We start from the raw sequence: 13,095 nt of genomic DNA, 5'->3' as shown, positions 1-13,095 counted from the left end.
CGCTGTCACCCGTTTGCTACTCTGCGGTCGGCTCCTCTGCAGTGCGTTGACCAGCACCGGAGCCGCCTGTCGCCGGTGCGGACGGGGACGCGCCGAAGAATGCCGCGTAGGGCCGAGGAGCACATATGACTTGGTGGCAGCTGACGCCTGCCCTCCTGTGGACCGCCGCCATCACGTTCCTACCCGGATACGTGGTCGTGCGGAGCTGGGGAGTCGCCGGGCTGGTCGCCGCGGGTACGGCCGCTCCGGTGTCGGTGGCACTGATCGGCTCGGTGGCCGTGCTGGCGCCCCTCGTGGGACTGCCGTGGGGTGTGTGGCCCGTACTCGGCGCCGCCGCGGTGCTGGCGGCGCTCGGGCTGGTGCTGCGCGTGGTCGCGCCGGGCATCCTCGGCCTGCGTGACCGCCCGCGGAGACGGCTGAGATCCAGATGGACGCTGCTGGTCCACCTCGGCGCACTCGTCATCCCCGCCGTCCTGCTCATGCGAGGGCTGATCGCCATGATCGGCCGCCCGCTGGACATCTCGCAGACGTGGGACAACATCTTCCACCTCAACGCCATCCGCTACATCCTCGACACCGGCACGGCCTCGTCGCTCCAGCTCGGCGGGATGTACTCGAACGGCGCCGACCCCTCGCCCTACCCCGCGGCCTGGCACGACCTGGTGAGCCTGGTCGTGTCCCTGTCCGGGGTGTCGATCCCGGCCGCCGTCAACGCGGTGACGCTCGTCGTCGGCGCGCTCGTGTGGCCGGTCTCCGCCATCTTCCTGACCACCCGCGTGACCGGAAACCGGCCGGTGCCGGTGCTGTTCGCCGGTGCGCTGTCGGCCGTGTTCGGCTCGTTCCCGTACCTGATGGTCGACTTCGGGGTCCTCTACCCGATGTTCCTCTCGCTGGCGCTGCTGCCCGCCGCACTGGCGCTGCTGGCGATGACGATCGGCGTCGGCGGGAGGGAGCACACACCGCGGTGGGTCTCCGCGCTGCTCCTCGTGGCCACCGTCGGCGGGATCGCGCTGGCGCATCCGAGCACGTTCCAGGTGCTGCTGGTCTTCGTGCTGCCGATCCTCGCGACGGCGCTCGTGCGGTACCGCCGCGCGCTCACCCGTGGCTGGGCCGGGGTCGCCCGGTTCAGCGTGCTCGCGCTGCTGTTCGCCGGGTACCTCGCCCTCGTCGCGGTGCTGTGGATCCGCGTGCGCCCGAGCGAGGAGGCGTCCACCTGGCTGCCGATCCAGAGCATGTCGCAGGCGATCGGGCAGGTGCTCTCCGCGGGGCTGATGCGGGAAGGACCGTCGTGGGTGGTGCTGGTGCTGACGCTGGTCGCCGTCGCACTGGTGGTGCAGCGCAGGCTCAACGTGTGGGTCGTGGGCGTCTACCTCATCGCCGCGGCGCTGTTCGTGATCTCCTCCTCGGCACCGGACGGTCCGATCCGCGACTTCATCACCGGCGTCTGGTACAACGACTCGTTCCGGCTGGCCGGGCAGCTGCCCGTGATCATCGTCGTGGTCTGCACCATCGCCGCGGTCTGGTGGTTCGGGCGGGTGCAGAGCGGCCTCAGCACCCGGTACCGCGCACTGGGCTGGTTGCGGCCAGGACCGGTCGCGACACCCGCCGTCGCCGCCGTCGCCTTCGTGGCGGCCATCGCGCTCGGGGTCGCCGGGCAGTTCAGCTCGGTCAACTCCGCCATCGGGCAGGGCAGCCTCAAGTACGCGATGACGCCCGAGTCGCAGGTGCTCTCCCCCGACGAACGCGCGCTGCTACGGCGCCTGGACGACTCGGTGCCCCGCAACGCGAGGATCATCGGCAACCCGTGGACCGGCACGTCGCTCGCCTACGCCTACAGCGGCAGGCGAACGCTGACGCCGCACGTCGGCGGCACGATCCCACCGGACGTGCTGAAACTGATGAACAAGCTGCACCGGATCGACGACAACCCGGAGATCTGCGCGCTCGTCCGCGACATGCGCGCGTACTACGTGCTCGACTTCGACGGCCCGCAGGTGCATGACAAGAACAGGCACTACCCCGGGCTCATGTGGCTTTCGGACAACTCGGGGCTCACCGAGATCGACCACGAGGGTTCGGCCACCCTCTACCGGGTCACCGGCTGCGGACCGCGTCGATAGACTCCCCGCCATGCGAATCCTGAGCGTCGTGGGCGCACGGCCACAGTTCGTCAAGCTCGCCCCCATCGCACGGGCGATGCCGGCGGACACCGAGCACCTGATCGCGCACACCGGTCAGCACTACGACCACAACATGAGCGACGCGTTCTTCACCGACCTCGGGATTCCGCATCCGGACTTCAACCTCGGCGTCGGCTCGGGCAAGCACGGTGAGCAGACCGGCGCGATGCTGGCCGGGCTGGAGAAGATCATCGAGGACACCGCGCCCGACTGGGTGCTCGTGTACGGCGACACCAACTCCACGCTCGCGGCCGCGGTCGCCGCGGTGAAGCTGCACGTGCCGATCGCGCATCTGGAGGCCGGGCTGCGCTCGTTCAACCGGCGCATGCCCGAGGAACACAACCGGGTGCTCACCGACCATGCCGCCGACCTGCTGCTCGCCCCGACGCGGGTGGCGATGGACCACCTCGCCGCCGAAGGGCTCGCCGAGCGCAGCGTGCTCGTGGGCGACGTGATGACCGACGTGCTCTACCAGGTGCGCGACCAGGTCGCCGGTTCTCCACTGCGGCTGGACGCCGCGGTGGAACCGGGCGGGTACTACGTGGCGACGCTGCACCGCCCGGACAACACCGACGACCCGGAACGGCTGCGGGCGATCGTCGACGGCATCGCGAAGGTCGGCAAGCCGGTCGTGCTGCTGGCCCACCCCCGCCTGCGCGCGCTCGCCGAGCGGCACGGCATCGAGCTGAACACCGGCTCGATCAGCGTCTCGGAGCCGGTCGGGTATCCGCAGCTCGTCAACGCGGTGGTGCACAGCGCGGGCGTCATCACCGACTCCGGCGGGCTGCAGAAGGAAGCGTTCCTGCTACGCGTCCCGTGCACCACGCTGCGGCCGGAGACCGAGTGGGTCGAGACCGTCGACCTCGGCTGGAACGTGCTGGTGAACAAGGACTTCTCCACACTGCCCGCCACGGTGGAGCGGCCGCGTCCCGCCGAAACCGACGCCGCGCCTTACGGAACCGGACGTGCCGCGGAGACCGCCGTGCGAGCCCTGCTGGACCGGGGCTGACCGGCGGCGGTCAGCCCCGCAGGTCCTCGGTGATCCACCGCGCGGCCAGCCGTCCCGTGTTCGTGAGCGACGCGTTGTCCCGCACCCAGCCCGCGAGGTGCTCAGGGTCGCGCCGGTGGTCGTCGAGCAGCGCGATCATGCGGTCCGCCACGGCCTGCGGGGTGTAGTCCGCCACGACACCGAGTTCGTTGTCCCGGACCAGTTCCTCGCTGGCTCCCGTCCCGGCGAAGAGAACGGGTGTGCCGCACGCGGCGGCCGCGTAGATCTTCGTCGGCTTGGCGAAGTCGTAACCCTGTCCTGGCACGATACTCACCAGCGCGCCGGTGGCCCCCCTGATCCAGCGCGCCGCCTCTCCGGGCGGCACCACCCCACCGAAGTCCACATTGTCCGGTGCGAGCTCGGCGGCGAGCTCGCGCAACCGTGGCTCCGCCGAACCCTGGCCGAAGAACTTCAGCCGTACCTTCGGATTCCGCTCCAGTACCGCGGGCAAGGCGCGTACGAAGACATCGGCGCCCTGCCACTCGGACATCGTGCCGGTGTAGACGAAGTAGGGCGCCTCGGGCTCCGGGACATCCAGCGCGGTGTGGAAGACCGTGGTGTCCACGCCGTTCGGCACGACAACGACCTTGTGGTCGGGTACCCCGAGCTCACGGACGCGCCCGGCGACACCGTCGGAGACGGCGACGACACCTCGCGCCCGCCGCAACGCGAACCGCTCCAGTCCGCGCATCAGCCGGGTGACGAACCCGGGTGCGTCGATGGCGGCGAGCGCGTCGGACCAGATGTCCGCGGCGTAGTAGTAGAACGGCGTGCGCCGCAGTGCGCACACCACGGCGGTCACCACCCCGGTGGTCGGCGGAGGCTCACAGATGACCACGTCGGCGGAACGCGCCAACATCCGGAACAGCAGCGGCCCGTCGAAACTGGCGTACTGCACGTAGCCACGGACATTGCCGCCCGCGTCCCGCAGCACGGGCCACCGGGAGACGCGGTAGTCGGGGAACTCCTGGCTACCCGCGGTCGCGGGCGGCTTCGTGGTCAGCACCGTGACCTGGTGTCCCTCCGCGACGAGGCCATCGGCGAGCGCCTTCAGCCGAAAGGCCGCGGCCGCCACTTCGGGCGCGAACAGCCTGGTCGCGATCAGGATCCTCATCCGTTCTCCCCCGGAGCCGCCGAGGAGAGGAAGTGCTCCGCGGTGCGGAGCGTGCGCAAACCCTCCTCCAGCGTCACGATGTCCTTGTCGACGCCCAGCACCGCGTCGCGGAACTTCTCGTGCTCCACCCGCAGAGGTTCCCGCTTCGTGATCGCGAACCGCGTGACGTCCCCTTCGGCGACCCCGCGGAAGTTCGCGACCGACTCCCACTCCGTGTTCACCACGCCGTTGGCGTAGAAGGTGAGGTCGGCGGTCAGGGTGTCGGCGACGAAGGCGCCCCGCTCGCCGGTCACCACGGTGACCCGCTCCTTCATCGGGGACAGCCAGTTCACGAGATGGTTCGTGATGATCCCGTTCGCAAGCCTGCCGGTGGCCGCCACCATGTCCTCGTGCGGCCTACCGGACCGGGTGGTGACCTGCGCGGTCACGCTGACGTACTCGGACTGCGCCAGCCAGGCGGTGAGGTCGATGTCGTGGGTGGCCAGATCCTTGACCACGCCGACGTCCGCGATGCGTGCCGGGAACGGACCCTGCCTGCGGGTGGCGATCTGGTAGATCTCGCCGAGCTCACCCGCGGCCATCCGGTCGCGCAGCGACTGCAGCGCCGGGTTGTACCGCTCGATGTGGCCGACGGCGCCGATCACCCCACCCGCGGCGAAGGCCTCCACCAGCCGGTTGCCCGCCTCGACGCTGTGCGCGATGGGCTTCTCGATCAGGGTGTGCACGCCGGCTTCGGCGAGCGCGAGCCCCACTTCCTCGTGCATGCCGGTGGGCACCGCGCACACGGCCGCGTCGATGCCCGCGTCGATCAGCTCGGCCACGCTGCCGAACAACGGCAGGTCACCGGCGACGCCGTGCGGGTCACCCGTCGCGTCGGCCACCGCCACCAGCTCCAGTCCGTCGACCTCGCGGACCACGCGCGCGTGGTGGCGCCCCATCATCCCCAGCCCGATCAGGCCGACCCGCAGATCCCCCACGTTCACGCACCCGCCTTCGCCACTGTGTTCACCGCGGTCACGATCCGGTCCCTGTCCTCGTCGTCCAGCGACGGATGCACCGGCAGCGACACCACCGAGCGGGCGGCGGCCTCGGTGTTCGGCAGGTCCACGTCCCGGGCGAAGGACGGCAGCCGGTGGTTCGGGATCGGGTAGTACACCCCGCAGCCGACCTGGTGCTCCTCCTTCAGCGCGGTGACGAAGCCGTCCCGATCCTCGGGCACCGTGATCGTGTACTGGTGGTAGACGTGCTCGGCGCCCTCGGCCACCGCGGGGACCCCGACCCCCGCCAGGTGCTCGTCGAAGAACCGGGCGTTCGCCTGCCGCGTCCTGGTCCACTCGGCGAGCTTGGTCAGCTGGACCCGGCCGATGGCGGCGTGCAGGTTGGTCATCCGCGCGTTGAAGCCGACGAGCTCGTTCTCGTACTGGCGCTCCATGCCCTGGTTGCGGAGCAGCCGCAGGGTTCTCTCCACCCCGGCGTCGGAGGTCGAGACCATCCCGCCCTCGCCGGATGTCATGTTCTTGGTGGGATACAGGCTGAACATCGCGAACGTGCCGAACGTGCCCACCCGCCTGCCGTGCAGGCTCGCACCGTGCGCCTGGGCGGCGTCCTCGTACAGTGCCAGCCCGCGCTGCTCGGCGAGTTCGGTGAAGGCGGGCATGTTCGCCGGGTGCCCGTAGAGGTGCACCGGCATGATGCCCTTGGTCCGCTCGGTGACCAGCTCGGCGACGTGCGCGGGGTCGAGGCAGAAGTGCGTGAGCTCGATGTCGGCGAAGACCGGGGTGGCTCCCGTGAGCGCCACCGCGTTGGCCGTGGCGGCGAAGGTGAACGACGGCACGATCACCTCGTCGCCAGGTCCCACGCCTGCGGCGAGAAGGCCGAGGTGCAGGCCGGCCGTGCCGGAGTTGACGGCCACGGTCGCCCTGCCGTCGAGCAGCTCCCGGCTGAACTCCTGCTCGAAGGCGGCCACCTCGGCGCCCTGGGCCAGCATTCCGGAGCGGAGGACCGCGTCGACCGCGGCACGTTCGGCCTCACCGACGATCGGTCTGGCGGCCGGGATGAACTCCTTGCTCACGCGCCCTCCTCGCTGGCGCTCGCCGGACACGTTCGCGACGCCGCGGTGTCCGATGGTCCGCTCGCAAGCTCGCTCACGAGATGTCCTCGATGTGTTCGGGGAAATGTCGGCTCAACCCTATTCCCCTGTCCGGGTCGCCTCTGCGCGGGTTGCTCGACTCAGCGCCGCCGCCGCGGACGCGGAATCGGCAGTCGCGCGAACTCCGCCCGGTTCAGCAGCCACCACCCGACGAGGAACGCCAGCGCGAGCGCGGGATCCAGCAGGACCGGCAGCTCCGCCAGACGCTGGGCGACGACGATCCCGCCGACCACGGCGAGTCCCACGGCGACCTTCGCGAACAGCGCCGCCCAGCGATGGCCGTCCACCCGCCACACCACGGTGACGGGTATGGCGGCGATCACCACCGTGCCGCACAGGTAGCCGACCGCGACGCCCGTGATGCCGAGGCCGGGCGCGACGGTGAGCCAGAACGCACCACCGACGGCCATCCCGAGCAGGCTGGCTCCCGTCGTCACCAGCATGCCCCGCTGCGACCTCGTGGTCAGGGCGTTGACACTGCCGATCCCGAGGTTCGTCGCGAGCACCGCGAGCACCAGGACGGGCAGCACGTCGCGGGTCGTCGGGTAGCCGTCACCCCAGACGATGTCCACGAGCAACCTGCTGCACACGATGATCGACCCGAAGATGGCGACCATCACCACGGCGAGCGCCCGGGTGGCCCGGTCGGTCTGCGCGCGGAAGCCCTCGTGGTCCGATCGGCCCCACGCCTCGCTCAGCGAAGGCAGGAGCACCAGGCTCAACGAGGCCGCGAGCATCGAGGCGGGGGTGGCCAGGTTCAGCGCCGCCGCGTACTGCCCGGCGGCCGCGTTGCCCGCGGTCAGCTTGGCGGAGATCTGGGACAGCTGCAGGAAGCCGGTGCTCGCGAGGGTGCCCGCCGCGCCGAGCGCGACGAACCCGTCGAGCTCGCGCCGTCGCTCACGATCCGGCTTGCCGGACCCGCCGTACGGCCACCCGGCGACCGCGTAGAGGCCGTACGTGACCACCAGCGGCAGCACCAGCGCCGGACCACGCACGCCCACCACCAGGGCCGCGGCGAGCCCGGCCAACCCGAGCGCCACCGTGACGAGGTCCCAGGCGATGGCCCTGGGCACCTGCCCCGCGCCGAACTGGACACCCCGCGTGAACGAGTAGCCGGAGTAGGCGAGGGTCAGCGCCGCCACGCTCAGCGCGCCCTGCCAGGAGCCCTCGTCGATGAGGATCCAGACCGGCACGCTGACCAGGCCGAGAACGAGTCCGCTCTGCAGCATGCGCGAGCGGAGGTGCGCCGCCGTGGCCCTGATGTCGTCGGCATTCCCGGCGCCCCTGGCCCTGGCCAGGAACTTCGACGCCGCGCTGCCCGTGGTCGTCGGCCACAGCAGGGAGAGGGTCGTGGCCGTGGCGATCGCCGAGGCGACGATGCCGAGCTGCGACTGGCCCGCGAGGTGGCCGACGAGAAAGGCGGTGAGGAAGCGGAGCACGCCCTGGGCCAGCAGACCCACGGTGCTCAGGGCCCCGCCCCTGGCGAGCGAGGTGCCGGTCGGCTGGTCGAGCCGGACCGGGCCGAACATCCGCGCGAACGCGCCGCGCGTCTGCTCCGTGCTCACGCGCGTGCCGCCACGACGTCCCGGTACACCGAGCACACGGTGTCCACGGCTCGTTCCACGCCGTGGACCGCACGCACCCAACCGCGGCCGGAATCCGGGTCGTGCGGCTCCTCGCCGTCGAGAAGCGCCCGCACCGCGGCCACCGCGTCCTCGACACTGCCACCGAGTACCGGCGGCCGGGCGTCCGCGTAGAGCGGCAGCGCGACGGGGGTGACGACCGGGGCACCCGCGGCGAGGGCCTCCAGCTCGCTCGCCGCGAGAATTCCCGCCGACTGACCCACCACGACGTGGGCGCCGGCGAGCAGTTCCAGGTACGCCGCGTGGTCGCCGCGTGGCAGGAGCCGGACCCCCAGCTCCGCCGCGTCGACCGCATGCGGCCCCCAGTCCAGCCCGGCGACCTCGGCCCGGTCGCCGACGGCGGCGACCAGCTCGCGCGCCATCGCGAGCTGGGTGTCGATGCCCTTGTCCGGAGTCCAGCGGGACGCGAACAGAACCCGCGGCCGTCCCGTCGCCGGTGTCCACTTCGGCACCTCGTCGACGTCGATGGGCACCGGGAGGTACAGGGCGTCGGCGCGGTGCGGCAGCACGTGCTCGGCGATATCGGGAGTGGAGTAGAAGACGGCTTCCGCCTCCCTGAGCCCGGCCCGGATGCTGTCCTGCCGGGCGGGGTCGTACTGCGCGGTGCGGACATCGCTGCCGTGGCAGTGCAGGACGAACCGGGGAGCACCGAGGCGGGAATGGGCCAGGGTCGACGCCGAGTGCACGTGGACGATGTCGTGCCGGCGTGCCCGCACGGCGAGCCGGGCGACCCAGGCAGCGCCGATGGCGGCCCGGCGAGCGCGCCCGGCCGGCCCACGCCACTCCTGGTCGGGCGCGGCCTTCGGAAAGAAACGCCAGACGTGCCCGCGGCGACGCGCTTCGGCGATCATCCGCTGCGCGGTGAACGCGGCATCATTGACGTGCAGCGCGGTCGGTTCCGCCGGACCGGCCGCTGCGGTGGGCGGTTCGGTCACGGCGTCCTTACGGGTCGCACCTGGGGTGGGTCGGCGAGCAGCACGGGCGCAATCCTACTGACCTGCCACCATCGCTAGACTCCCGCGCCATGGCCGATGGTGAGCGCGCGGCGCGCATTCTCTGCATCTCCTTCTCGGAGATCAACCGCGACGCGCGGGTGCTTCGTCAGCTCGACATCCTCGCCGAGCTCGGCGACGTGACCACCATCGGATACGGCGCGAAGCCGTCCGCCGCGGCCGAGCACCTGGAACTCGACGACGCCCTCTACTCCCTCCCGCAGACACCCGCCGGTGTGGCCGCGCTGGCGCTGCACACGTTCGACCGGGCCGAGTTCATGGCTCCCGCCGTCCGGGCGGCGAGGCGGCTGCTCGAGGGCCGCGAGTTCGATGTCGTCGTGGCCAACGAAGCCAGGGCCATGGCGCTCGGGTACCACGTCGCCAAGGGCGCCCCGGTGGTCGCCGACATGCACGAGTGGGCTCCCGAGGAGCGGACCCACGTGCTGTCGTGGCGGCTGCTGGTGAAGCCGTTCATGGTGCACCAGTGCGCCAAGTACCTGCCGAAGATGTCCGCCGTCACCGTCGTGAACGACTCGATCGGCGAGTTGTACCGCGAACGGTTCGGCGTAGGACCTCGCACGGTACGCAACGCCAGTGCCTACCAGAAACTGGAGCCGAGCGAGGTACGAGACGGTCGTATCCGGTTGGTACACAGTGGAGGCGCGATTCCCGGGCGTAACCTGGAAGCACTCATCGAGTCGGTGCGCGGACTCGACGAGAAGTTCACCCTCGACCTCTACCTGGTGCCGGGCCGGGACGGTGGCCGCTACCTGGACAGCCTCCGCGCGCTGATCGCCGACGAACCGCGGATCACCCTGCATCCGCCCGTGCGGCCGGACGAGCTGGCGGCCACGCTGAACCAGTACGACGTCGGCGTCTTCAGCCTGCCGCCGCTCACCCCCAACCACCGGTTCATGCTGCCGAACAAGATCTTCGACTTCGTGCAGGCGAGGCTGGCGGTGGTGTTCGGGTCGGCTCCCGAGACCGACCGGCTGATCACCGAGCACGGGCTGGGCGCGATCGCCCCGGACGCCTCGGCGCAGGCCATGCGCGACACGCTCGCCGGGCTGGACGAGGAGCAGGTGCGCAAGTTCAAGCAGAACACCCACGAGGCGGCGGCGGTGCTGAACTCGGCGGAGGACTGTGCGGTGATCCGCTCGGTCGTCAGCGACCTGCTGCGGGGCTGAGCAGGCCGTCCGCCTCGGTGTAGGTCTCACCGGTCAGCGGGCAGACCCAGAGCTCGCCCTCCTGGCGCAGCGGGGCGCCCGCCTTGCCGACCCAGCCGACCCGCCGCGCCGGTACACCCGCGACGAGCCCGAAGTCCGGAACGTCCCTGGTCACCACGGCGCCCGCGGCCACGGTGGCCCAGGCGCCGACGCGGACGGGAGCGACGCAGACCGCACGCGCGCCGATCGAGGCGCCCTCCGCGATGGTCACGCCGACGGCCTCCCAGTCGGAGGCGCTCTTGAGCGTTCCGTCCGGGTTGACCGCACGCGGGTAGGTGTCGTTGGTCAGCACCACGGCCGGCCCGATGAACACGCCGTCGGCGAGCTCGGCCGGCTCGTAGACGAGCGCGTTGTTCTGGATCTTGCAGTTGTCCCCGATGCGCACTCCGGTGCCCACGTAGGCGCCCCGGCCGACGATGCAGTTCTCCCCGAGCCGGGCGTCCTCCCGCACCTGGGCGAGATGCCAGATCTTGCTGCCCTCGCCCAGCTTCGCGGTCGGCGCCACGTCGGCGCTGTCAGCGACGAACGACATGTCTCTCCCGTCGTGGTCCGGCTCAGGCCCGGCCGATGACCCGGTAGGTGACGCCCGGCCAGAGCTCCGCCGAGCTGACCCGCCGCCCGTCGACGAAGGTGCTCACGCCCGGCAGGTCGTCGGGCCGCAGGTCGGCGTACTCCCGGTGGTCGGCCTGGACGACGGCCGCGTCGGCCTTCTCCCCGAGGTGGTACGGCTCGAAGCCGAGCGCACGCAGTTCCTCGTCGGCGTACAGCGGGTCGTGCACCAGCGGGGTGGCGCCGCGGGCGCGCAGCGCCTCGACCGTCGCGAACACCCCCGAGAAGGCGGTCTCCTTGACCCCGCCCCGGTAGGCGGCGCCGAGCACCACGACGCGGGCGCCGGTCAGGTCGCCGTGTGCTCCCTCCAGCAGGCCGATGGTGTAGTCGGGCATGCTGGCGTTGGCCTCTCTGGCCGCCCGCACCACCGTGGCCTCGGGGTCGTTCCACAGGTACAGCCGCGGATACACCGGGATGCAGTGCCCGCCGACCGCGATGCCCGGCTGGTGGATGTGGCTGTACGGCTGCGAGTTCGACGCTTCGATGACCTGGTAGATGTCGATGTTGGCGGTCGCGGCGAAGCGCGCGAACTGGTTGGCCAGCCCGATGTTCACGTCCCGGTACGTGGTCTCCGCCAGCTTCGCCAGCTCGCTGGCCTCGGCGGAGCCGAGGTCCCACACGCCGTTCGGCCGCGCCAGGTCGGGCCGCTCGTCGAAGTCGAGCACGGCCCGGTAGAACTCCACGGCGCGCGCCGCACCGGCCTCGGAGAGGCCCCCGACGAGCTTGGGATACTTGCGCAGGTCCTCGAACACCCGGCCGGTGAGCACTCGTTCCGGGGAGAACACCACGTGGAAGTCGGTGCCCTCGGCGAGACCGGAGCCCTTCTCGAGCATCGGCTTCCACCGGTTCCGCGTGGTGCCCACCGGGAGCGTCGTCTCGTACGACACCAGCGTTCCCGGCGTGAGATGGCGCGCGAGCTCCTCGGTCGCGGCGTCCATCCACGCGAAGTCCGGCCGCGCGTCGTCGTCGACGAACAGCGGCACCACGAGCACCACGGCGTCCGCGCCCGGCACCGCCTCCGCGTAGTCGGTGGTGGCCCGCAGTGCGCCGGCGGGCACCAGCTCGCTCAGCTTCTCCTGCAGATGCGCCTCACCGGGGAACGGCTCGACGGCGCGGTTGACCTGGTCGACGACCTCGGCGTTGACGTCGACGCCGACCACCTGGTGGCCCTTCGACGCGAACTGCGTGGCGAGCGGGAGGCCGATCTTCCCCAGGGCAATGACAGCGATCTTCACCGGGGCAGTCCTGTTCTCCTGGCGTGGTGAGGCGAGCGAGAGGTACGGTTCGGCAGCCTAACGTGACGGCCGAACGCGGGTGTCACCGCTCCGGTCCCGCCGCACGCGCAGCGTCGCCCAGACGATCTTGCCGCCCGCGTTCGTCGGCGAGTTCCCCCAGGCACAGGCCAGCTTGGACACCAGCCGCAGCCCGGAGAAGGAGCGCACACCGAGGCTCTCCTCGCGCAGCTCGGCCGGACGGGGATCGTCGTCCGACACCGCGACCGTGAGCACGTCACCGCGCAGTTCGAGGCGCACCCGCGGCTCGGACCCGGTGTGCAGGCCGACGTTCTCGACGAGTTCGGTGACGATCAGTCTCGCGTCCTCGGCGAGCTGGTCGACTCCCCATTCCGCGAGCGTGGCCGTCACGAACCGGCGAACGGCGCCGCCGGGGTGCTCGCGTGGGAAACACCTGGCGGACCGGCGCCGTTCCGGCTGGGTGCCCGCCGCCGCCACGGCCTCGTCGAGTGCGCGGTGGACGGGCACGATCCGGGTGATCCTGGACGACCTGAGCCACTCCCGGGTGCGGACGTCGCAGGCGACGAGCAGGATCGGCACCGCGGGCCAGCACGCCGTGCTGACGTAGACGCTGGTGAAGACGGTGAGGAACGCGGTCGAGGGGATGACAAGGTGCCGCAGGTCGACGATCACGGCGACGGGTGTCTCGGCCGCACACCTGCGCAGCGTGTCGCGCAGGAGAGGATAGCCACGCTCGTCGAGCACCCCGCTCGGGCGCACCACGAGGCAGTCGCGGTCCGTATCGACGGTGATCGTCACCTTGCCCTGCCCAGTCATGGGAGATCGGGCCATGACATTGTCTGCGCGCGCCTCCAAGTCGACGGTTCCCATGCCGCGCCGGC

11 protein-coding genes are annotated in these 13,095 nt (G+C 71.2%); 3 read left to right on the top strand and 8 right to left on the bottom strand.

What is annotated here, in order from left to right:
• Positions 1–125 precede the first annotated feature (125 nt).
• Positions 126–2,120: a DUF6541 family protein gene (locus B0I33_RS14385; RefSeq protein ID WP_106179252.1), complete on the top strand. Its 1,995-nt coding sequence runs from the start codon at positions 126–128 to the stop codon at positions 2,118–2,120.
• Between the two features lie 10 nt (positions 2,121–2,130).
• Positions 2,131–3,189, top strand: a complete 1,059-nt coding sequence (gene wecB, locus B0I33_RS14380; RefSeq protein ID WP_106179251.1) for a non-hydrolyzing UDP-N-acetylglucosamine 2-epimerase — start codon at positions 2,131–2,133, stop codon at positions 3,187–3,189.
• A gap of 10 nt (positions 3,190–3,199) precedes the next feature.
• Here wecB and B0I33_RS14375 read toward each other — a convergent pair whose 3' ends face one another.
• The 5 genes from B0I33_RS14375 to B0I33_RS14355 all read right to left on the bottom strand — a co-directional run bounded on the left by B0I33_RS14375 (position 3,200) and on the right by B0I33_RS14355 (position 9,069).
• Positions 3,200–4,342, bottom strand: a complete 1,143-nt coding sequence (locus B0I33_RS14375) for a glycosyltransferase family 4 protein (RefSeq protein WP_106179250.1) — start codon at positions 4,340–4,342, stop codon at positions 3,200–3,202.
• Entirely contained in the window at positions 4,339–5,325 is a 987-nt protein-coding gene (locus B0I33_RS14370; protein ID WP_106179249.1) for a Gfo/Idh/MocA family protein, read from the bottom strand. Before B0I33_RS14370 ends, B0I33_RS14375 begins: the two co-directional genes overlap by 4 nt.
• Positions 5,322–6,413, bottom strand: coding sequence for a DegT/DnrJ/EryC1/StrS family aminotransferase (locus B0I33_RS14365; protein WP_106179248.1), 1,092 nt, complete (start codon positions 6,411–6,413; stop codon positions 5,322–5,324). Before B0I33_RS14365 ends, B0I33_RS14370 begins: the two co-directional genes overlap by 4 nt.
• A 158-nt stretch (positions 6,414–6,571) precedes the next feature.
• Positions 6,572–8,056, bottom strand: a complete 1,485-nt coding sequence (locus B0I33_RS14360; RefSeq protein WP_146147500.1) for a lipid II flippase MurJ — start codon at positions 8,054–8,056, stop codon at positions 6,572–6,574.
• Entirely contained in the window at positions 8,053–9,069 is a 1,017-nt protein-coding gene (locus tag B0I33_RS14355; RefSeq protein WP_106179246.1) for a glycosyltransferase family protein, read from the bottom strand. Before B0I33_RS14355 ends, B0I33_RS14360 begins: the two co-directional genes overlap by 4 nt.
• An 89-nt stretch (positions 9,070–9,158) precedes the next feature.
• On the opposite strand from B0I33_RS14355, the gene B0I33_RS14350 reads away from it, so the two are divergent.
• Positions 9,159–10,313, top strand: a complete 1,155-nt coding sequence (locus B0I33_RS14350; protein WP_106179245.1) for a glycosyltransferase — start codon at positions 9,159–9,161, stop codon at positions 10,311–10,313.
• On the opposite strand, the gene B0I33_RS14345 is transcribed toward B0I33_RS14350, so the two are convergent.
• Genes B0I33_RS14345 through B0I33_RS14335 form a run of 3 tightly spaced genes read right to left on the bottom strand, consistent with a single transcriptional unit; the run spans position 10,291 to position 13,045 of the window.
• Positions 10,291–10,884, bottom strand: a complete 594-nt coding sequence (locus B0I33_RS14345; RefSeq protein ID WP_106179244.1) for an acyltransferase — start codon at positions 10,882–10,884, stop codon at positions 10,291–10,293. The two genes, B0I33_RS14350 and B0I33_RS14345, sit on opposite strands and share 23 nt — an antisense overlap.
• Positions 10,885–10,906: 22 nt before the next feature.
• Positions 10,907–12,196, bottom strand: a complete 1,290-nt coding sequence (locus tag B0I33_RS14340) for a nucleotide sugar dehydrogenase (RefSeq protein WP_106179243.1) — start codon at positions 12,194–12,196, stop codon at positions 10,907–10,909.
• Between the two features lie 57 nt (positions 12,197–12,253).
• Positions 12,254–13,045 carry an STAS domain-containing protein gene (locus B0I33_RS14335; protein ID WP_146147499.1) on the bottom strand — a complete coding sequence of 264 codons (792 nt, stop codon included), beginning with the start codon at positions 13,043–13,045 and terminating at the stop codon, positions 12,254–12,256.
• Positions 13,046–13,095: the final 50 nt, after the last annotated feature.

The organism is Prauserella shujinwangii (genome assembly GCF_003001955.1).
In the GTDB taxonomy this organism is placed as follows: domain Bacteria; phylum Actinomycetota; class Actinomycetes; order Mycobacteriales; family Pseudonocardiaceae; genus Qaidamihabitans; species Qaidamihabitans shujinwangii.
The sequence above is the reverse complement of the archived record's forward strand: the minus strand, read 5'-3'. Positions and strand labels throughout refer to the sequence as shown.

Excerpts from the sequence above, each read along its gene's own strand:
- B0I33_RS14385 (WP_106179252.1), top strand. The coding sequence starts at position 126 with ATGACTTGGTGGCAGCTGACGCCTGCCCTCCTGTGGACCGCCGCCATC.
- B0I33_RS14375 (WP_106179250.1), bottom strand. The coding sequence starts at position 4,342 with ATGAGGATCCTGATCGCGACCAGGCTGTTCGCGCCCGAAGTGGCGGCC.
- B0I33_RS14335 (WP_146147499.1), bottom strand. The coding sequence starts at position 13,045 with ATGGCCCGATCTCCCATGACTGGGCAGGGCAAGGTGACGATCACCGTC.
- B0I33_RS14345 (WP_106179244.1), bottom strand. The coding sequence starts at position 10,884 with ATGTCGTTCGTCGCTGACAGCGCCGACGTGGCGCCGACCGCGAAGCTG.
- B0I33_RS14350 (WP_106179245.1), top strand. The coding sequence starts at position 9,159 with ATGGCCGATGGTGAGCGCGCGGCGCGCATTCTCTGCATCTCCTTCTCG.
- wecB (WP_106179251.1), top strand. The coding sequence starts at position 2,131 with ATGCGAATCCTGAGCGTCGTGGGCGCACGGCCACAGTTCGTCAAGCTC.